Source organism: Streptococcus sp. Marseille-Q5986, from assembly GCF_946902915.1.
Classification (GTDB): domain Bacteria; phylum Bacillota; class Bacilli; order Lactobacillales; family Streptococcaceae; genus Streptococcus.
Window position 1 is genome coordinate 1 of sequence record NZ_CAMPPY010000005.1, and the last position, 21,666, is coordinate 21,666.

Annotated in this window: 12 protein-coding genes and 3 pseudogenes; 4 read left to right on the forward strand and 11 right to left on the reverse strand. The window is 39.7% G+C overall.

Features of this window, described 5'->3' with window-relative positions; genetic code table 11:
• The first annotated feature begins 222 nt into the window (after positions 1–222).
• Both OVN21_RS07920 and OVN21_RS07925 read left to right on the forward strand, forming a co-directional pair.
• Complete coding sequence (locus OVN21_RS07920; protein WP_267248002.1) at positions 223–2,226, forward strand: site-specific DNA-methyltransferase; 2,004 nt, start codon at positions 223–225, stop codon at positions 2,224–2,226.
• Positions 2,226–4,964: a DEAD/DEAH box helicase family protein gene (locus tag OVN21_RS07925; RefSeq protein WP_267248003.1), complete on the forward strand. Its 2,739-nt coding sequence runs from the start codon at positions 2,226–2,228 to the stop codon at positions 4,962–4,964. Before OVN21_RS07920 ends, OVN21_RS07925 begins: the two co-directional genes overlap by 1 nt.
• A 363-nt stretch (positions 4,965–5,327) precedes the next feature.
• Here OVN21_RS07925 and glmS read toward each other — a convergent pair whose 3' ends face one another.
• The 10 genes and pseudogenes from glmS to OVN21_RS07970 form a co-directional block, all read right to left on the reverse strand.
• Positions 5,328–7,136 carry a glutamine--fructose-6-phosphate transaminase (isomerizing) gene (glmS, locus tag OVN21_RS07930; protein ID WP_267248004.1) on the reverse strand — a complete coding sequence of 603 codons (1,809 nt, stop codon included), beginning with the start codon at positions 7,134–7,136 and terminating at the stop codon, positions 5,328–5,330.
• A gap of 190 nt (positions 7,137–7,326) precedes the next feature.
• Positions 7,327–8,706 (reverse strand): annotated as a pseudogene (locus OVN21_RS07935) (glycoside hydrolase family 1 protein).
• 98 nt (positions 8,707–8,804) lie between these two features.
• Entirely contained in the window at positions 8,805–10,658 is a 1,854-nt protein-coding gene (locus tag OVN21_RS07940; protein WP_267248005.1) for a proline--tRNA ligase, read from the reverse strand.
• Between the two features lie 16 nt (positions 10,659–10,674).
• Positions 10,675–11,931, reverse strand: coding sequence for an RIP metalloprotease RseP (rseP, locus tag OVN21_RS07945; RefSeq protein ID WP_267248006.1), 1,257 nt, complete (start codon positions 11,929–11,931; stop codon positions 10,675–10,677).
• Positions 11,932–11,946: 15 nt separating this feature from the next.
• A complete protein-coding gene (locus OVN21_RS07950) occupies positions 11,947–12,750 on the reverse strand; it encodes a phosphatidate cytidylyltransferase (RefSeq protein WP_267248007.1) in 804 nt (267 codons plus the stop codon).
• Between the two features lie 8 nt (positions 12,751–12,758).
• On the reverse strand, positions 12,759–13,517 hold the full coding sequence (locus OVN21_RS07955) for an isoprenyl transferase (RefSeq protein WP_267248008.1): 759 nt from the start codon (positions 13,515–13,517) through the stop codon (positions 12,759–12,761).
• A gap of 220 nt (positions 13,518–13,737) precedes the next feature.
• Entirely contained in the window at positions 13,738–14,298 is a 561-nt protein-coding gene (locus OVN21_RS07960) for a nucleotidyltransferase family protein (RefSeq protein WP_416370418.1), read from the reverse strand.
• The gene (gene ruvB, locus OVN21_RS07965) at positions 14,279–15,277 is read right to left on the reverse strand and encodes a Holliday junction branch migration DNA helicase RuvB (RefSeq protein ID WP_323744046.1); all 999 of its coding nucleotides are present in this window, start codon (positions 15,275–15,277) and stop codon (positions 14,279–14,281) included. Before ruvB ends, OVN21_RS07960 begins: the two co-directional genes overlap by 20 nt.
• A gap of 86 nt (positions 15,278–15,363) precedes the next feature.
• The gene (locus OVN21_RS11185) at positions 15,364–15,831 is read right to left on the reverse strand and encodes a helix-turn-helix domain-containing protein (RefSeq protein WP_416370419.1); all 468 of its coding nucleotides are present in this window, start codon (positions 15,829–15,831) and stop codon (positions 15,364–15,366) included.
• Positions 15,832–16,490: 659 nt separating this feature from the next.
• Positions 16,491–17,669: pseudogene (locus OVN21_RS07970) on the reverse strand (ISLre2 family transposase); the annotation flags it as partial.
• Between the two features lie 361 nt (positions 17,670–18,030).
• Here OVN21_RS07970 and OVN21_RS07975 point away from each other — a divergent pair.
• Both OVN21_RS07975 and OVN21_RS07980 read left to right on the forward strand, forming a co-directional pair.
• The gene (locus tag OVN21_RS07975; protein WP_267246929.1) at positions 18,031–18,513 is read left to right on the forward strand and encodes a transposase; all 483 of its coding nucleotides are present in this window, start codon (positions 18,031–18,033) and stop codon (positions 18,511–18,513) included.
• A 202-nt stretch (positions 18,514–18,715) separates the two neighbouring features.
• A pseudogene (locus OVN21_RS07980) lies at positions 18,716–19,246 on the forward strand (transposase); the annotation flags it as partial.
• Positions 19,247–19,329: 83 nt separating this feature from the next.
• Here the strand turns inward: OVN21_RS07980 and OVN21_RS07985 are convergent.
• A complete protein-coding gene (locus OVN21_RS07985; protein WP_267248009.1) occupies positions 19,330–21,558 on the reverse strand; it encodes an HAD-IC family P-type ATPase in 2,229 nt (742 codons plus the stop codon).
• Between the last annotated feature and the right edge of the window lie 108 nt (positions 21,559–21,666).

The following is a 21,666-nucleotide window of genomic DNA, read 5'->3' on the forward strand; positions in this document are numbered from 1 at the left end:
GCTCACAGCTCACAGCTCACAGCTCACAGCTCACAGCTCACAGCTCACAGCTCACAGCTCACAGCTCACAGCTCACAGCTCACAGCTCACAGCTCACAGCTCACAGCTCACAGCTCACGCTGATTATGTAATCAAGCGTATTTTTTGTCAAGCCCTAAAACAGACTTTTTCACATTTTTGTGAGAAGGTCTTTTCTGTTGTGTATGAAAGTGAGGGACTTGTATGAGTCAGGCATTCGAAACAACGATTCAACAAGCCCTACGAGAGGTGGTAGAAAGCTTTGATGAACAGTATGTAGCTGAGGGACTGCTAAAAAAAGATGCTATTATAGTAGATTTAGATAATTATAAACCCGAGTTGGTTAAAAATATTTTGACAAATGCAATTCTAAATGAAGCATTTACCGAGGATATTGCTGGTGCGACAATTTTGAAAATCAATGATATCATTCAAATGCTTGAAGTTGATGAATATTGGTCAAACTCTTACACACGTTACACTAACAAAATTGGACTATCCACGAATAATCGTTATTTGGATGAAGTGACAGATGTTGTCCTAAATTTCCCCTACAAAGATGGTATCTTAAAAGCTGGTATGACTAAAGATGATGTATCGAGGGAAGATGCTGAAGAATCCTTTTTAAATGAGATAGTTGCTAGAGAGGAGATTGATGTCCTCCTTGACGAAAAGATTTTTAAAAATGCTAAGAAATATGACAAAAATGGCTCTTCTCCTGTATCAGAAATCAAGGATACGGATAACCTGATTATCAAGGGAAACAATCTATTAGCACTCCACAGTTTGAAAAAACGATTTGCAGGGAAGGTGAAATTGATTTATATCGATCCACCGTATTATTTTACTAAAAAAAAGAAAGAAGATACGTTTCCATATAATTCCAACTTTAAATTATCTACTTGGCTGACTTTTATGAAAAATCGATTGGAAATTGCCAAAGATTTATTGTCTGATGATGGGGCTATTTTTGTTCAGATAAGTGACGATGGCGTTGGAGAACTTCATGTTTTGTTAAAAGAAATTTTCAAGAAAGAGAATTTTATTAATAAGATCACCTTAAAAACAAAGTCTCCTTCAGGATTTGCTAGTGTTAACCCAGGTGTATTCGAAACAGCAGAGTATATTCTTTCTTTTGCGAAAGATAAGACAAAATGGAAGTATAACACTCAGTATGTGCGTTCTGACTATGATCCAAATTATAAATTTTACATTCTCAATAAAAATGAAGACTATTCAAATTGGGAAATTGAAAACATTGGCGAATATGTTGCCAAGAAACAAGGATTTAAAAATAAAAAAGAAGCGAAGCAAAATCTTGGAGGAGTAATTTTTGATAATTTAGTAGCAGATTTTGCTTTAAAAAATGCGGAGTCTATTTACCGTGAGACTTCAATTAATGACAATGCAAGTAGCGTTTTGGTTGATTTGAGAAACAAGTCTAAATACGCCACAGAAACAATTTTTTTCCAATCTAGGGAAAATAATTATGATGTTTATGTAAAAAATGGTCAAGAACTAACCTTCTATTCTAAAAAAATAAGAGAGATTGATGGAGAACGTATTCCTAGTATCCAACTGTCAAATATTTGGATGGATACTCCTTATGAAGGAATTGCTAAAGAAGGCGGAGTCACCTTGAAGGGCGGGAAAAAACCAGAAAAATTAATTCGTCGAATTATCGAATTAGCCACAGACAGGGGGGATTTAGTTCTTGATTATCATCTTGGTTCAGGAACAACTGCAGCGGTGGCTCATAAATTAAATAGACAGTATATAGGCTTTGAACAGTTGGATTATGGGGAAAATGATAGTATTGCTAGATTGGAAAGAGTTATTCAAGGTGAGAGTAGTGGAATTTCTAAAACAGTCAACTGGTCTGGCGGTGGTTCATTCATTTATGCTGAATTAATGGACAAAAATGCAACCTTTATTGATGCTGTTCTTAACTCTAAACATTCTGATGAATTAAAGGCTATTTTTGATGACATGAAAGCAACACTTGATTTTGATTTCAGAGTGGATTTACAAGAAGTTGACCAATCTATCTGGGATGAAGAATTTGAAATGCAGAAAAAAATTCTTGTGAAGATTATTGACAAAAACCAGCTCTATCACAACTACTCTGAAATTGATGATGAAACCATTAAATCGCAATTATCCCAATCAGATTATGATTTCAATAAGAGTTTTTATGGGGAGAAATGATGGTTAGAAAAGCAAAGAAAAAAGAACCGATCTTTGAACTCTTCGATGAATTGAAACAGCTGGATATGGATATTTTGAACGAACAGCATGGTTGGGAATTACCACAGTATATTGTAGAAAATCTCAAGCATGAACCACGTTCTTATCAGAGTGAAGCTATTCGCTATTTTCATTACACTCAAGCATCAGATACTTTCAAGTTTCGAAAGCCAAGACAGCTGATGTTCAATATGGCAACTGGTTCGGGAAAGACTGATTTGATGGCTGGCTTAATCCTCTATCTCTATAAAGAAAAAGGGTATCAAAATTTTCTGTTTACAGTGAATACAAATGGTGTTCTGAGTAAGACCATTGATAATCTAACGAGTGCTCAATCTACTAAGTTTCTTTTCAATTCCAACTTAGAAATTGATGGGGAACATATCTTTATCAACCAGATTTCAGGAAGATTTCCAGATTTTCCTAATAAAAATGTAATTAATATTAAGTTTGTTTCAATTCAAACATTAACAAATGACCTCTTCACACAGGCAGAAAATATCATGTCATTAACAGATTACCAGAAGACAAAAATGGTTATTCTGGCGGATGAAGCCCATCACTATTCTGCTTCTACGAAAAAGAAAAATAAAGCAGAATTGGAAAAAGTCTCATGGGAAAAAAGCCTACTTTCTCTTCTTCACGCACATGCTGATAATCTCTTGCTAGAATTTACCGCAACACTTGATTTTGACGATGAGACCATTTATCAAAAATATCGAGATAAGATTATTTACCGTTATACCTTGGATTCATACATCAAAGAGCGATATTCAAAAAATGTAAGACGCATTCAGACGGGGAATTCCAATGAAGATAATATGCTTAGTACCGTTCTTCTGAGTGAATATCGCCGCAAATTTGCTCTAGAAAAATTTGGGATTGAGATAAAACCAGTCATTCTTTTCAAATCACATAAAATTGATGCTTCCTATGAAGCAAATAAGCTATTCAATGAGATGATTGATAGTCTGACTGTGGAAAGTTTAAGATCGTTCCTTATTTCGCAACTGAGAAGTGTATCAGAAGAGCAAAGCCATACCCTACAGCTAGCTTATCAGTATTATCTCGAGAAGGATGAGCTTTCAACTATTGTTCGAGAAATTAAGCGTAGTTTTTCACCAGCTAGAATTCTAAATGCAAATGATTCAGATAGTGGCTCAAAAGGGTTGCTAGAAACAGGACAGTATCAAGCCCTCAATTCGCTTGAATCGCCCAATAATCTGTACCGTGTAGTCTTTGCCGTAGCAAAATTAACAGAAGGTTGGGATGTCCTCAATCTTTACGATATCGTTCGTATTAGCAACTTGGGAAAAATGAATGATAAAAGAGATGCTAAATCAACCAATTCTGAGGCTCAGTTGATCGGACGTGGGGCACGATACAATCCTTTCCCCTTAAATCAAAAGATTTCTTATCAAAGACGATTTGATGAATCAGATGAAACAGCAAGTCTTTTGTTGGAAACACTACACTACCATACCCTTAATGAACAGCAATACATCAAGAATTTGATGGCATCACTTGACAAGATGAATCTTGCGACTGGGACGGATGAAAAAAATCCTCCGATTGAAATCAAACTGAGACCCTCTTTCAAGAAGACCCAAATCTTTAAAACAGGTAAGCTTTACTATAACGAAACTGAGGAAATTCCTGACAGTCACTATGTGAATTTACGTGCATATGGTATTGAAATTTCTAAGCTAGCCAATGTAACCTATTTTAAATCCACCTATGAAACAGCTTACCTTTCAGCTGAAGCAATAGAGTTAAAAACGTCCCAATTGAGGGGAGTTGATATTCGTTATTTTAAAAAATCAATTAGCCGCTCTAACTTTTTCCGATTTGAAAATCTGAAAAGATATCTTCCAAATCTCAAGTCTATGGATGAGTTTTGGGGTGAAAATTGGCTAGATTTGCAAAATCTTACACTCTCTGTCACAACGGAAAAAGAAACCATTGTAGAAGATTTTTCCGCTATGGAAAAGCTGAAAATTGTTGATAACTTTTTTAACCTACTGGCTGCCCAAATAAAGGCAGGTTATCGCAAAGCAAGGGGTACGAACCGCTTTATCGGATATCCAATTACAGAATATCTCGTTGATTATCGCAAACGAATACCTAATTATGATACAGCTAAACAGAGTGGCTCCTTCATCGAACAAAAAGTAGCTAATATTAGTTTTGAAAAATTTGACTTTTTTGCTTACCAATCTGCTATAATCAATAGAAATGAAGAAAATTTAGTTAATGCTATCGCCAATCATATTGATGAACTAAGAGAACAATACGGTGATATTTTCCTCATTCGAATGGACGAAAACATGCTAAAGGGGACAGATAAAGTTGAACAATTGAAACTGCACCAATTTGAAGAGAATCCACGGGAAATCAATTTTTCAGGATTTCAACCAGACTTTATCCTACTTCTTCAAAATAAGGATTACTATCTTCAAATCTTCATTGAACCCAAAGGTGAACAATTGGCAGAAAAAGATAGATGGAAGGAGGAACTTCTTTCATACATCAACAACCATCAAGAAGATTTGGTTTTCGAGGATGAAGTTGATGGAGTTATCATCAAAGGGCTTAAATTCTATAATCAAGAAAATAGTAAGCAAACACTCAATCAATTAGCACAGATAGCTCTTGAAAAACCACATTTTGGTGGAAATATTAGGCTGGACTTATTCTAAGTACCAAAAAGACGATTTCCGCTTGGATAATCGCCTTTTTTGCTATTTTATCTTGTACTTGGTATAAACTAGTATATATTCCACTAGATAGTATGCTCTATCTCTTGTACCAAAACTATAGTCCCCATTAATCGGTTTGTAGCCATCATAGTCTTTCATTTGAATAGAAGTTTTATCTGCACTATCAAAAATCGTTCTTTCTGTTCTTTTGATTCCCTCTGAGTTTGGGACTGATCCAGCCTAGCATAGCAATAATACTTGTTTTCTTTTCAGGATAAATAACTTAGTCATTAATACAGTGCCTCCTTACTCAAGGATACCAAGACAGAGCAAAAAAGTCTAGATGAACTAGACTTTCTTTGTTTATTCTACTGTTACTGACTTAGCAAGGTTACGTGGTTTGTCCACATCGAGGCCACGGTGAAGGGTTGCAAAGTAAGCGACTAGTTGCGTTGGTACGACCATGGAGATTGGTGAAAGGTAAGGGTGGACGGTCGTAAGGACGATATCGTCTGTGTCTTTAGCAACATTTTCTTCTGCGATAGTGAGAACCTTGGCACCACGGGCTGCCACTTCTTGGATATTTCCACGAGTGTGGTTGGCAAGAACTGGGTCTGACAAGAGGGTCAAAACAGGTGTCCCATCTTCAATCAAGGCAATGGTTCCATGCTTGAGCTCTCCTGCCGCAAAGCCCTCACACTGGATGTAAGAAATCTCTTTGAGCTTAAGACTCGCCTCCATGGCTACATAGTAGTCTTGACCACGTCCAATGTAAAAAGCGTTGCGAGTGGTTTCAAGAAGCTCTCGAACCTTGGCATCAATGGTTTCTTTCTCAGAAAGAGTTGATTCAATAGACTGAGCTACGATTGACAATTCGTGAACTAGGTCAAAAGCTTTGGCTTTTTCATTCCCATTTGCTTCACCAACCGCTTTTGCAAGAAAGGCAAGGGCTGCGATTTGCGCAGTATATGCCTTGGTTGAAGCTACAGCAATTTCAGGTCCTGCATGAAGCAACATGGTATGGTTGGCTTCACGAGAAAGAGTTGAACCTGGCACGTTTGTCACTGTCAAGCTTGGAATGCCCATTTCATTAGCTTTAACCAAAACTTGACGGCTGTCAGCTGTTTCACCAGACTGACTGATAAAGATGAAGAGCGGTTTCTTGCTGAGAAGTGGCATACCATAACCCCACTCAGAGGAGATTCCAAGTTCAACTGGCGTATCTGTCAACTCTTCCAGCATCTTCTTAGAAGCAAATCCTGCGTGGTAAGATGTCCCAGCTGCAAGGATGTAAATGCGGTCTGCCTCTTGAACAGCCTTGATGATAGCTGGTTCTACGACAACTTGACCAGCCTCATCTGTGTAGGCTTGGATGAGTTTACGCATAACCGTTGGTTGCTCATCGATTTCCTTGAGCATGTAGTAAGGGTAAGTTCCCTTACCGATATCTGACAAGTCTAGCTCAGCAGTATAGCTAGCACGTTCACGACTATTGCCATCATAGTCTTGCACTTCGACACTATCAGCCTTGACGATTACCAACTCTTGGTCATGAATTTCCATGTACTGGTTGGTTTCACGAATCATAGCCATGGCATCTGAGCAGACCATGTTATAGTCTTGTCCAAGACCAATCAAAAGTGGTGATTTATTCTTAGCCACGTAGATGACTTCAGGATCTTGTGAGTCAACCAAGGCAAAGGCATAAGAACCACGGATGATATGAAGGGCTTTTTTGAAGGCTTCAAGAACTGAGAGACCATCTTCTTCTGCAAATTTCCCAATCAAGTGAACAGCGATTTCTGTGTCTGTTTGCCCCTTGAAGTGGTGACCTGCAAGGTATTCTTCCTTGATTTCAAGGTAGTTCTCAATCACTCCATTGTGCACCAAGACAAAACGTTCTGTCTCAGAGCGATGTGGGTGAGCATTGTCCTCAGTTGGTTTCCCGTGAGTTGCCCAACGAGTATGTCCGATACCAGTTGTTCCCTCCACACCAGCTGTCTTGGCAGACAATTCTGCAATACGACCAACCGCCTTGACCAGATGGTTTTCAGCACCACCTAGGACAAAAATCCCCGCAGAATCATAACCACGGTATTCGAGCTTTTCAAGCCCCTGAATCAAAATATCAGTTGCATTTGTGTTTCCAACAACACCAACAATTCCACACATAGTATATACGACACAGGCAAGCTGTGCTTTCTCCTTAAAATTGGTATAGTCTAATTCCTCTTTTATAGAATCAGCAAAAACAGTATATACTTGTTTCTTTCGCTTGTCAAGAGTAAAAATTGGTATAGTTCAAATTAAGCTCCTGTAACCAAAAAACTCTGACCAATTAGGATAATCAGTCAGAGTCCTTTTAAAATCCATTATTGTCGCTCAATTCCTTGAACCAGTACCCTGATTTTTTCAGACGACGTTCTTGCGTTTCCAAGTCTAGTTCGACCAAACCGTAGCGATTTTTATAGCTGTTGAGCCATGGCCAACAGTCAATAAAGGTCCAGATTAAGTATCCTTTACAGTTGGCTCCATCTTCAATGGCACGGTGAAGTTCGCGAAGATGACCTTTTACAAAGTTAATACGGTAATCATCTTGAATCATTCCATTCTCACGGAATTTTTCTTCCCCTTCAACACCCATACCATTCTCTGTCAACATCCACTCAATATTGCCATAATTTCCCTTGATATTTTGGGCGATGTCATAAATCCCTTGCTCATAAATCTCCCAGCCACGGTGAGGATTAATTTTACGTCCAGGCATCACATAAGGCTCATAAAAATGTTCTGGTAAGAGTGGACTCTCTGGATGCTTAGCAAATCGAGGAGCCATAACACGCAAAGGTTGATAGTAGTTGACACCAAGGAAGTCTACCGTATTGTCACGAATGAGATCCAACTCCTCCTCTGTAGCATCAGGCAAGAGACCGTATTCATGTAAGATTTCTACCAACTCCCGTGGATAAGCTCCCAAGACAGACGGATCTAAGAAAGATTGAGCTTGGAAGAGATCCGCAATCCGAGCAACCTTGACATCCGCAGGATGCTGACTACGTGGATAGGCTGGTGTCAAGTTTAAGACAATCCCAATCTTAGAGCCAGGCAAGAGTTCATGACAGTCCTTGACCGCTCTACTACTGGCTAATTGTGTGTGATAGGCTACTTTAACCGCTGCCTCCGCATCCACCTTATGTGGATAATGGGCATCGTAAAAATAGCCAAATTCCACAGGAACAATGGGCTCGTTAAAGGTAATCCATTAATCCACTAAATCTCCATAAGTCTCAAAACAAAAACGAGCATAGTCTTCATAGGCTCTGACGGTTGCCTTATTTTCCCATCCATCCCCATCTTCTTGAAGGGCAAAAGGCAAGTCAAAGTGGTAGAGATTGACTAAAAGACGAATTCCCTTGGCCTTAATGGTTTCAAAGCCCTGACGATAAAAAGCCACCCCTTGTGGATTGACCTCTCCACGGTCTTGTAGGAAAATGCGAGACCACTGGATAGAAGTTCGGAAGGCAGTGTGACCAGTCTCTACCAAAAGCTCAATATCCTTTTCCCAATTTTCATAAAAGGTCGATGTCTTATCTGGACCAATCCCATTATAGTAACGATTTGGCTCCACTTGGTACCAGTAATCCCAGAGATTATCTCCCTTACCGTCACCAGCTATACGTCCTTCTGTCTGTGGTCCAGAAGTAGAGGATCCCCAGACAAAATCCTTTGGAAATTTTAACATACATTTACCTCTTTATCTACTCATTTTTCCCATTATACAGAAAAAACAAGGTAAAAACTAGTTGCATTTTTTCCTTGTTTTTCTTCTGATTATAGTTTTTATTTCTTGCTGAGAATTTCAAGCGTTTCGAGCAAGTTATCTGCATGAACTTCGATGGTATCACCAGTCGCTTTAATCTTAACTTCTACGATGCCATCGGCTGCTTTTTTACCAACAGTGATACGGATTGGCAACCCAATCAAGTCGCTATCACTGAATTTGACTCCGACACGTTCGTTACGGTCATCCGTCAAGACTTCGTAACCAGCTCCCATCAAGCTTGCTTCAAGCTTTTCTGTCAAAGCTTGCGCTTCTTCGTCCTTGACATTGACAGTGATCAAGTGCACATCAAATGGGGCCAATTCTTTAGGGAAGTTGATTCCCCAAGCATAATGGTATTCACCTTTTGGTGTTTTGTTAACAAAGAGGCGAGCGTGTTGCTCTATAACGGCTGAAAGGAGACGGCTAACACCGATACCGTAACATCCCATGATAATTGGCACAGCACGGCCATTTTCATCCAAGACATCTGCACCCATACTTGCTGAATAGCGACTCCCGAGTTTGAAGATATGACCAATTTCGATACCACGCGCGAAGTTTAGGACACCTTGTCCGTCTGGTGAAATTTCACCCTCACGAACTTCACGGATATCCACATATTCTGCAGTAAAATCACGACCTGGATTCACACCAGTCAAGTGGTAGCCATCTTCGTTAGCCCCTACAACAGCATTGTGAACATCTTGCACCTTACGGTCTGCGATGATTTTAATATTCTCTGGTAAAGCAACTGGTCCAAGTGAACCAAAACCTGCTTGAACAACACTTGCCACTTCTTCTTCGCTTGCAACGTCAAAGAAATCTGCTCCCAAGTAGTTTTTCAACTTGACTTCGTTGAGTTGGTCATTTCCAACTAGAAGGGCTGCAACAAGCTCACCATCTGCCATGTAGAAGAGGGTCTTGATTGTTTGTTCTTCTGGAATGTTGAGGAAGGTCGCCACTTCATCGATGGATTTAACATCTGGCGTTGCAACACGAGTCACTTCTTCTTCAGCGACAACACGGTTGCTTGGTTTGTACTCGTTTGTTGCCATTTCCAAGTTAGCCGCGTAGCTAGACTCACTTGAGTAGGCAATGGTGTCTTCACCAGAGACCATCCATTTGAGCAATTCTGCCTTGATTTCTTCTTGTACTTCTGCAGGAATTTCGTCAAATGAGGCAACTGACTTGTCCAAGACAACCCAGCGGTCAAGGTCTGTACGAGCAGGTGTAATAGCCATAAATTCTTGGCTGTCCTTACCACCCATGGCTCCACCATCACCAATGATAGCCTTGAAGTCTAAGCCACTACGAGTGAAAATACGCTCATAAGTAGCCTTATACTCATCGTAAACACTGTCCAAGCTATCATAGTTAGCGTGGAAGCTATAAGCATCTTTCATGATAAACTCACGCGTACGGAGAAGTCCGTTACGTGGACGTTTTTCATCACGGTACTTAGGTTGAATTTGGTAAAGGTTGAGTGGCAATTGCTTGTAAGACTTGACAGAGTCATGAACAATAGCTGTAAAAGTCTCTTCGTGTGTCGGTCCTAGAATAAAGTCTGACTTTTCACGGTTTTTCAATTTATAGAGGTCTTCACCATAAGTTTCATAACGACCTGATTCACGCCAAAGATCGGCACTGAGAAGAGCAGGAGTCAACATCTCAACTGCACCAATCTTATCAAATTCTTGGCGCATGATGTTTTTGGCTTTTTCAATCACACGGTTGGCAAGTGGTAAGTAAGAATAAACACCTGCTGAGACTTGGCGAACATAACCAGCTCGCAACATAAGAGCATGGCTGATAACTTGAGCATCGCTTGGCATTTCGCGAAGCGTTGGAATTAGCATTTTACTTTGTTTCATAATATTCCTCGATTATCTAAAAGAAGAGTCGCATAATGTCATTCCAGGTCACAGCTAGCATCAAGACAACCATGATAACTACACCAGCCATGGTGACATAGGTTTCAATTTCTTGTTTAAGGGGTTTCCGGCGGATAGCCTCTAGGATATTGAGCACAATCTTTCCACCATCCAAAGCCGGGATAGGAATCAAATTAAAAATCCCGATATTGATGGAAATCATAGCTAGGAAGTAGAGGACATTTTCAATTCCATTTTTAGCAGCATCGCTACTTGCCTTAAAGATGGCAACGGGACCACCGAGTTTGTTCAAATCTGGATGGAAAATCAAGTTTTTCAGAGCCGAAAGTATACGGAGCCCTGAGTCAGCAGCGGTTGTAAAGCCACCAACAAACATGGATAGAAAGTCTGACTTGACTCCCGGTTGAACCCCAAGAATATAACGTCCTTGATTCTCTTCCGGAGTCACAGTTACTTGTTTTTCGCTACCATTTTCAGAAATGGTCACATCCAAGGTCGGGGCTGTCTTGTCCTTGGTATCTGCTTCCACAGCCTGGGTCAAGTCTTGCCAATTCTTAACTTCATGCGAGCCGACCTTAGTAATTTGAGCTGTCTCAGCTACACCTACCTTCGCCAAAGCTCCCTCTGGCATGACATGAAAGAGATTGGTCTGAGTATCTCTAACACCGCCCTGCAAAAAGATTAAGAGCCAAAAAGCAACAACACCTAAGATAAAGTTATTCATAGGACCCGCAAAGTTGGTGATGAGCTTGCCCCAGATAGAAGCATTTTGATACTGTACATCCAGAGGAGCGATGCGCACTTCGGTTCCGTCTTCTTCAACAACCGTTGCATCATGATCCACTGTAAAAGTCTTTTCTTCTTCCAGGACCAAACCCTTGATAAAGAGCTTGTCTTCAAAGTCAAACTGAGTTACCTGCATAGGAAGAGCCGTTTGACCCAACTTCTTCCCTGAGAAGTTAATCCGTTTGACCTTACCATCATCAGCAAGTGTTAAACTGACTGGAGTTCCTGTCTTGATTTCTGTCGCATCATCACCCCAGCCAGCCATACGAACATAGCCTCCTAGAGGAAGGATTCGAATGGTATAAGCAGTGCCATCCTTGCCGATATGGGAAAAAATCTTGGGTCCCATACCAATGGCAAATTCACGAACTAGAATGCCTGATTTCTTGGCAAAGTAAAAATGTCCAAACTCATGTACCACCACTATAATCCCAAAAACGAGGATAAAGGTTAGCAATCCAATCATTCAATCTTCCTTTCTTTAAAACAGGCAAAATAAGTGCATCATTGGAAACACAACCAACATGCTGTCAAAGCGATCCAATACACCGCCATGTCCAGGGATAAATTTTCCAGAATCCTTGACACCGAAATGGCGTTTCATGGCACTCTCAATCAAGTCACCAAACTGGCCTGCCACACTGAAGAAGGTGGCAAAAAGACTCATCCTATAAATTCCATAGGGAAGAGCAACTGTACTGTCTACTAGCATGAAGAGCACTGTTATCAGTACCGCACCTAGAACACCCCCAACAAAGCCCTCAATGCTCTTATTAGGAGAAACTCTAGGGGCTAACTTATGCTTACCAAAATTCACACCCGTCAGATAAGCTGCGCTATCTGTCGCCCAAACGATAAAGAGAGCCAGAAGAACCTTATCAAATCCAGCTATACGAGCATCTAGCAAGGCATTGAAACCAAAACCAACATAGAAACTCACAGCAATCGGAAAGGCAGCATCTTCAATCGTATAGCTTTTACTGAAAACGGTTGTCCCTAACATAATTGTAATCAAAACACTGTAGGCAACTACATTGCCATCAGCCGGCAAAAAAGTTAGGTAATTTTCTAAGGGGATTGTAAGTGCAAAGGTTGCAAGGAGGGTCAAGGTGCCCTCAATGGTCATGGTCTTTAGTCCCTTCATGTGCAGGAGCTCATGAACAGCCAGCATAGCTATCAAGCCAATTCCTATCTGTAACAAGAGCCCGCCAACAAACAAGACGGGAAGGAAAATAACTAGAGCCAGTCCAGCAAACAGTGTTCTCTCTTGTAAATCCTTGGTCATATTTTCTCCTAAACTCCTCCAAATCGGCGATGACGACGATTATAGGCAAGAATTGCTTCCTGTAAGGCTTCCTCGTCAAAATCAGGCCACAAGGTATCCGTAAAATAGAGCTCACTATACGCTCCCTGCCATGGAAGGAAATTACTCAAGCGTAATTCTCCACTGGTACGAATAATCAAGTCCGGATCTCGCACATCCTTAGGCAAATGTTGGGTGAAGAGATAGTTGCCAATCAATTCCTCTGTGATATCGCCTGGATTGATTTTCGCATCTAAAACATCCTGAGAAATCAGCTTAACAGCCTGCGTAATCTCAGCACGTCCACCATAGTTAAGGGCAAAATTAAGAATCAAACCCGTATTGTTCTTAGTCAATTCCTCTGCTCTTGTCAAAGCTTCAAAAGTCGACCTAGGCAGACGGTCCGTCTCCCCAATCATTTGAATTTTAACATTATTTGCATGCAATTCAGGAACATAGTTATCATAAAACTCGACTGGTAAGTTCATGATAAACTTGACTTCCTGATCTGGACGAGTCCAATTTTCCGTAGAAAAGGCATAAACTGTAATGACCTTGACTCCCAGTTTATTGGCTGCCTTGGTCACCTTTTGAAGGGAGTCCATCCCTGCCTTATGTCCGAAGACCCGTGGTTGCATGCGTCTCTTAGCCCAGCGACCATTCCCATCCATGATGATGCCAATATGATTAGGAACCTGTATTGGAACCTCTACTTCTGCAGCTTTATCTTTCTTAAAAAATCCAAACATGATCTTATTCCTATTCAAAAATCTATTGTTTTATTATACCATACTTCCCTATTTTCTTCTATTGCTAAGTTACTATCATTACTTGTAAGTAACAAAAAATAAGCCACCTGATTGGGCGACTTTATTTTATAGGGAGATTATTATGAAAAAGTTTTAGGAGTTTAAGTTAAGTTTCTCTTAACTTATGAGCTTAGTATACCGTTCCTAACTTAAATTTTTCTTAATTTTTTTGAGAAAGCGAGATTTTTCCATTTTTCTTGGACAAGCGTTCTTGATAGAGTTTCATTCGGTCCTCATTCTCTAAAAAATGAGGAGTCGGGGAAACTTGAAACTTTAAAATATCCTCTAAACCATAGGGCGCAAAGAGTTCTAAAGTTGCGTCAGCATGCAAACGAAGACCTACCGCCGTACAGCGTTCCGGATATTTACTCATAGCATCACGAGAACTCGTGTAAGGCGCAGTGTGGGGACTGTGCTGATGCATATAGACCGGATTTTTCAACTCCCACTGATACTGAGGAAAATCTTCTCTCAGTTTTTTCTCTAGGGTTACTGTTTCCTCATAAGAAACATCTGGATCAAAGAAAATCACATCCACATCCGTCTCACTATCAAAAGGCGATTTGTCTGACAAGAGATTCCAGATGAAATTCCTAACTGAGCCTGCTGCCAACCACGAGTCTTGCAGACCAAGGTCTCGGATGATGGTCAGAATAGTCATCATATCTGGATTTTCTCTGAAAGCATCTAGAATTTCTTGTTCATTTTTCATTGTATTCATACCCTAAATGCTCATATGCCTTAGCAGTTGCCACCCGTCCAGAACGAGTTCGCATGATGAAACCTTTCTGGATCAGGTAAGGCTCGTACATGTCTTCAACTGTCTCACGCTCTTCGGCGATATTCACAGAAAGAGTTCCTAGACCAACAGGTCCTCCACTGTACATCTCAATCATGGTCCGAAGGATTTTTTGGTCCACATAGTCCAAACCTTCATGGTCAACATCCAGCATGGTCAAAGCCTTATCGGTAATAATATCATCGATTACCCCATTCCCCATAATCTGGGCAAAATCGCGCACGCGCTTGAGGAGACGATTGGCAATACGAGGGGTTCCACGACTACGAAGAGCTAACTCAGATGCTGCCTCATGAGTAATTTCCATCTCAAAAATATCTGCTGTCCGCTCAACAATTTCCGTCAAATCAGCATGGGCATAGTATTCCATATGACCTGTAATCCCAAAACGTGCCCGCAGAGGATTTGAGAGCATCCCCGCACGTGTCGTTGCACCAATCAAGGTAAAAGGTGGCAAGTCCAGATGAACACTGCGACTGCCTTCACCAGCCCCAATCATAATGTCGATGTAAAAGTCCTCCATGGCACTATAAAGCACCTCTTCCACCGACATGGGCAAGCGATGAATCTCGTCAATAAAGAGGACGTCCCCAGGCTCCAAATCATTCAAAATCGCTACCAAGTCACCCGCTTTTTCAATAACAGGACCTGATGTTTGCTTGAGATTAACTCCCAGTTCATTGGCAATAACAAAGGCCATGGTCGTTTTCCCCAAACCTGGAGGCCCGAAAAGGAGGACATGATCCAGCGCTTCATCCCGCATTTTGGCAGCTTCTATAAAGATTTGCAGCTGGTTCTTGACCTTGTCCTGCCCAATATATTCACGTAAATACTGAGGACGGAGCGTACGTTCTACCAACTCCTCATCCCCCATGATTTCATTATCTAAAATTCTACTCATGCTCTTATTATAATACAAAGGAATTAATTCCGCTTGTTTTGTGGTTTTTAGTTTGTTGAAATAAGTCTTAAGTTACTAAAATAAAGTTATTTTGTATCATTGGTTTCCGTTTTGTTGCCGAAATCATTTAAATTCTTTTTTGTTGTTGAATTTTTAATGATTGTATCAGAATATGCTCTATTTATTAATTTTTTAAGGTAGGGGAAAAATTCTTTATGTTCATCAGTATTGAATATTTTTAGCATTTCTGATTTAGGAATTCCATGTAATCGTCCGACTTTGAGAGTCGTTTCTACACTCAATAAAGCATTGTTGAAAAACTTTTCTCTTTCATCATCAGATAATTCTTTAAGGTCCTGGATACTTGTGTCTTCATATTCTTTATCTATTTTTCCAATGAGATAATCTATACTTGTATTGAAATAAATAGCTATATTGCCAAGTTGTGCTAGGTTAGGTTCTATGTTCCCTTTTTCCCACCTGGTAATATTAACTCGATTTACTCCTAATTCATCGGCTAATCTTTGTTGAGTTAATTGATTCTTTTTCGTAATTCTTTAAGTCGCTCTGGGAAAGTAGCCATAATTTCTCCTTTATGCAAAAAGTGTACTTTTTCCTTGGCAAAAAATATTCACAAATGGTACAATTTATTTGTACAAAAAATGTGCTAAACAAATTATATCAAACTATACAATGTTTGACAAGAAGATAGGTGTATGACCTATGATTATATAAAAAAGTCTTTGAAGAAAACCCTCAAAGACTTCATAAAAAACTTTCTGTCTAAATTATATCATATATAGAAAGTAAGTGGTAAAATTTTTTAGAAAACCTCAAACCCTATGAGAGAGACCCCCAAGCAAGAAAAAAACTAGGATTTCCCTTGTCCCAGTCTTGGCATTCTGCTCATTATGCTTTAACATAGAGTATGTAGACTGAGTAAGTTTGGGAAATAAAATTTCTTCTTTCGGTTTTTACTTACTCGGTGTCGTAAGGATTGCAGTCCTTACGGCTTTTTTATTTGCTTAAATTTGATATCATTATAGCACGTTTTATCCCCTGGTGCAACTATTTCTAAATATCAGGGTTTAAATTTCTTCCAGGTAATTTTCCCAGTTGGCATATATTGACTTGTTTTTTTAGACTCTAAGCGTCTAACCTCCCCACCAGATAGCCCTCTTTGCTCTTGAATTTGATCATAGTCAACAATTCAAGACCCCAATAATAATTCCCGGAGTTTGTCTTTATCAGCCAAGAGTATCATTTCACTCATTGCTTCTGCTCCTTTTTCTGTCCAATATTTTCCACCTCTCTTCATACGGTAAGTAATTTTACGATGCTGACTTTCCATTATACCTATTCCAGAATGTGAAAGACCTCTCAATTCTGCAGGCTTGGTATATTGAAAATTTTGAAGAAGGCGCCGTTTAAATTTATAGAGCTGTTCTATCTCTTCCTGAGTCTCTATTAAAGCCTCTGTCGTATCTAAAACACTACGTAATAAACTTTTATCATGCCTTTGAATCGCTTGAAATGCTTTTTCTAAAAGCTCTGATGGATAAGAATTGAAAAAGCTCTTTAAACTATGATTAAGATGATATTCGTCCCCAAAATGATCATGGCGACTTACTCTGAGTATCTTTGCCATTTCTTTAAATACATACGGTGTATAGCCATGCCCTCCATCTGAATTAGTGACAAAAATAGTTTCTTTACTAATCTCGAAAGTATTAGTTAAATAGTCTATTACCTGCTCTCTCACTAAACGATTTTTTGGTGAAATAAATTTCTTTTTGTCTTGCAGTTCAAATCTCTTACTCCCTATCTTTTTGCTTCCTGTATGTACGACAAAATGAGAAAGATCTATACGGCGATTATTTAGATTTTTATCACTTGATTTTACCATTACACCATCTCCCTCTACGTAGATGACATCTACTTTCTCTTTTATTTCGTTTGATTCTTGATAAGACTGGTAACTTTCCTGTTTCCTCAACAAATCAGCGCATAGTTTAACTGCCTTAACGACTGTAGGTTTTGTAATTACAATATTATAAGTCATTTCAATCACTTGTATCACTTTTCCATAAGACATCATAGTAGATAATTTAGCTATTTGGTACATAAATTCTCTGGAATACCTAGTATTTCTCTCTAAACCCAATTTATCATCAACAGGAATTATCCAGTTATCTCCTTTTTTCCAACGCCTTCTCCTAAAAGTAAATTCCCCAAATGTAAAAGCTACTGTTCGCTCCATTGAATGAATACAGGTATAACCTCTTCGCTTCATGATAGGCACTTGTGAATCATCATAAGATTTTATCCAATTTAAAAAATCTTTACCGCTACTCTCTAATAAATTCTTCTTGAATAAACGTTCATCTAGCACCTGCCACAACCTCCTTTAGTACAATAGAGCTATTGTACAAGTCAGGTAGAACTTTAGGCAAATTTATTTTAATTCTACAAAAAAACCTAGGACAATAGTCTCTTATCTCCAAAAAAGCAACGGATTTGCCGTTGCTTTTTGCATGGTTACGATAGTCTTGGTAAAATAGAACTGCACAATACACCATTTAGAAAGGCTATCTTATGCATATTCACTATAACAAAAATCAAACAACTTTACCACTAGAAATCCGTTCTTTCTTGCCACAAGACCATCTCGTCTTTATTATCTGAATACCTTGGAAGATAGTCCTTTCCCTACCTTCTATCATGCCTCTGCTCACCCGTCTTAGCACCCTAAAATGCTTGTATCTACTCTTCTATTTGCCTCTTCACAAGGGATTTTCTCTGCTCGAAAAATTGAAAAAATGATGATTGAAAATCTCGCCATGCAGTACCTAACAGGGCAGTTGGTTGTTAGCTATCGCACCATCAAGCGTTTTCGTGTCGCCGAAGGGATGGAAGAACTCATTCGTGATCTTTTCATCGACCTCAATCTTCGTTTAAAAACGGAAGAGTTAGTGATCTTAGATTGTTTGTGTATTGACGGGACTAAGATTGAAGCCAATGCCAACAAGTATCGTTTCGTGTGGAAAAAAGCAAGGGACAAGTTTTCCGTCAAACTGCAAGAACAGATCCAGATTTATTGTCAAGAAGAAATCATTCCTCTTATCCATCAAGCTATCGAACTAGAGACACAAGAGCCTATCTCCTCAGGGCAGTTGATTGAACTCTCTCACGTCCTTGAAGAAGAATTGCCAAGACATGGAGGAGACACTCCTTAAAGGAAAAGATGAGCGTAAAACCAAAGGTCGGAAACTCAAGAAAATCTTGCCTAAAGTCAAAGATGATTTTTCAGTACGTGCTGAAAAATAGGAGAAGGATCAAGAAACTTTTGTAGGTCGCAACAGCTTTTCCAAAACAGATACAGATACCAAGACTCTTCTCCCCTTACTTGAAACCTATCCACATGACCTAAAGACAGTTGTCGCAGATGCTGGATATGGAAGTGAAGAGAACCTCCTTCGTTTAGATGAAAAGGAGGTGAACCATCTGATGAAATATGCCATGTTTGATAAGGAACAAAAGAGAAGGTATACACAGTCAGCTAGAAACTTAGGGAATTGGTACTATAATGGCAAGGAGGATAGCTACACACATCCTGATGGCTGGTGTTATCGTTTTCGCCCTATCAAACATCAGAAAACAGAGACGGACTTTCAAGAGGAAATCAAGGTTTACTACGCTGATGAATCTGAATCAGCTCCTCAAAAGGGACTGTATATGAATGAAGGCTATCAGCACTTAAAAAATAAAGAATGCCAGGCGCTTTTATCTCCCCAAGGTAGACAGATTTTCGCTCAACGCAAGATTGATGTGGAACCTGTCTTTGGACAGATAAAGGCTTGTTTGGGGTACAAGAGAGGTAATCTGAGAGGGATGCGTCAAGTGAGAATTGACATGGGATTGGTACTTATGGCAAATAAGCTCCTAAAATACAATAAGAGAACGACTTAAAATGAAAAAGCTAGAGTTCTGCAATTGGAAATCTCTAGCTTTTTGTGGTTGAGAACTAGTTTGTCTTAGGTTCGTTTTGTGTATCAACTTTTTCTTCTAGTCAGATAATGCAAGCACCCAATTACCACTGATAGGACGGCTACATAGATAACTTGAGTGGTTTCTAGAGGCACAAAAGCTTCTTGAAGGATAAAGGTATTGGCAAGTACTCCAACAAGGGCTGCAAGACTCAAAAGTAGGAGCAAGACTAGTTTGTATCGATTAAAGGGAATGCTGACCTTAGCAACTAGACACAGACCATTGATTAAAGCAAGGAGGAAGCAAATAAATTTGACCTGACTTGGGACAGTGATAAAGAAGTTAGTCAGAAAAACACTAGCAACCAGAATGCTACCACCAATTGCAGCATTGGTCAAAATATCTCGCATAAACTGTATGCTGACCTTTTCTTTATTGGACTCAAAAGTTAGGAAGAAGGATGGAATCCCAATCGTAATAGCTGAAATGATTGTAAACTGAATGGGGATAAAGGCAAATTCAAAACCAAATACCACACTCAAAATGGCAAAAACGATGGAGAAGAAGGTCTTTGTTAGAAAGAGAGAGGCTACCTTTTGGATGTTATTGATGACACGGCGCCCTTCCATCAAAATATCATAAAATACTGCAAAGTCATCTGTCAGAAAAACAATATTGGATACACTTTTGGCTGCACTCGTAGCCCCCTTCATGGCAAAACTAATATCTGCTTTTCTAAGAGCCAGAACATCATTGACCCCATCACCACTCATGGCAACTGTTTTACCAGCATTTTGCAAAATAGATACCATCTTTTGCTTCTGTTCAGGTGTCACCCGACCAAAGATATCGTGTTCCAAGACTACTCTTTCAAAGTCTTGTTCACTCACCTTGGTCATATCAATCGCCCGTGCTTCTTCCTTAAAACCTGCTTTACGAGCCACCCCATATACAGCCACATGATTATCACCACTGATAATCTTCACTTCAACACCTTGTGACTCGAAATAGTCAAAGGTGTCCTTGGTATTGTCCTTGATCTCATCTGATAGAACAACATGACCCAGTAGTTCCATATTGGCTGGAGTCGCAATTTGATCCTTGCTATAAGCAAGTGTCAAGATTCGAAAACCTTGCTGTTTTAGATGTTCATAGTAGGCATCCATCGGCTGGATAAATCCTAGAAACTCATAAGCACCGAAGAAATAGGCCCCACCCTCTTTTACTTGGACAAAGGAATACTTGTTTTTACTTGAAAATGCACCGACTTCTTGAACTTCCCACTTTTTCTCACAGTTTAAGTAACTCTTCAGAGCACGCGAAGTCGCATTTTCATCATCGAAATAGGCTAGATAAGAAGAGAGTTTCTCTGCCAGTTTCGTATCCATTTCGTGAACTGTCATATTCCCCGTCGTTATAGTTCCAGTCTTATCAAAACAAAGAACATCTACACGCGCCAAGGTCTCCACACAATATAGTTCCTGCACCAAAACCTTCTTTTTAGCCAGCTTCATGGCCGCCACCGCCAGGGATACGCTGACCAAGAGAATCAAGCCCTCTGGAATCATGCCTGCCAAGGCACCAGAACTTCCCAAGACAATCTCAACATAAGACCGTCCTAGACTAAAACCTCTGACATAGAGCAGAATGGCAACTGGTACCAGCAAGATAGAGACTATTTTTAAAATCTTATCCATGCAATCGCGCAGTTGAGAAGAGTATTTTTTGAATTCCTTGCTGGATTTTGCGAGTTTGTTAATATAGCTATCTGGACCCACAGCCGTTGCTGTAACCAGACAAGTACCGCTAACGATATTGCTTCCGCTCATCAGCTTGTCACCAACTGTTTTAAGGACCGAATCACTCTCACCAGTCAGCAAAGACTCATCAATTTCAATATTCCCTGCAAGTACCTCTGCATCAACAGGCACCTGATCTCCCAGATTGAGATGCAGATACTCCCCCAGAACGATGTCCTCTGGATGAATCTCAATTGTTTTCCCATCTCGATTGACCCTGTACTTACTTTTACCAAGCAAACTTAGCTTTTCTAAGGAATTTTTTGAACGCACTTCTTGGAAAATACCGATGGCTGTATTGATGGCAATTACGCCTAAAAAGAGCATATTTTCAAATCGCATGGTTGTGGCTACCAGAACTGCCAGAGCCAAATTCATGGCATTAAAGAAGGTAAAGATATTTGAAACGACAATTTCCTTGGTTGTTTTATAGGGTTTAATGTCGCTGATATTTCGTTGACGATCCTTTATGTCTTGATTGCTTAAATACTTCATTTCTACTCCGATATCTTTTTGTACTACTATAGTAACACATACCCTTTTCTCTGTCACTTAAAGACTCAAAACAAGAAGAACTCCCTTGGCAAGCATCATCTATTACCA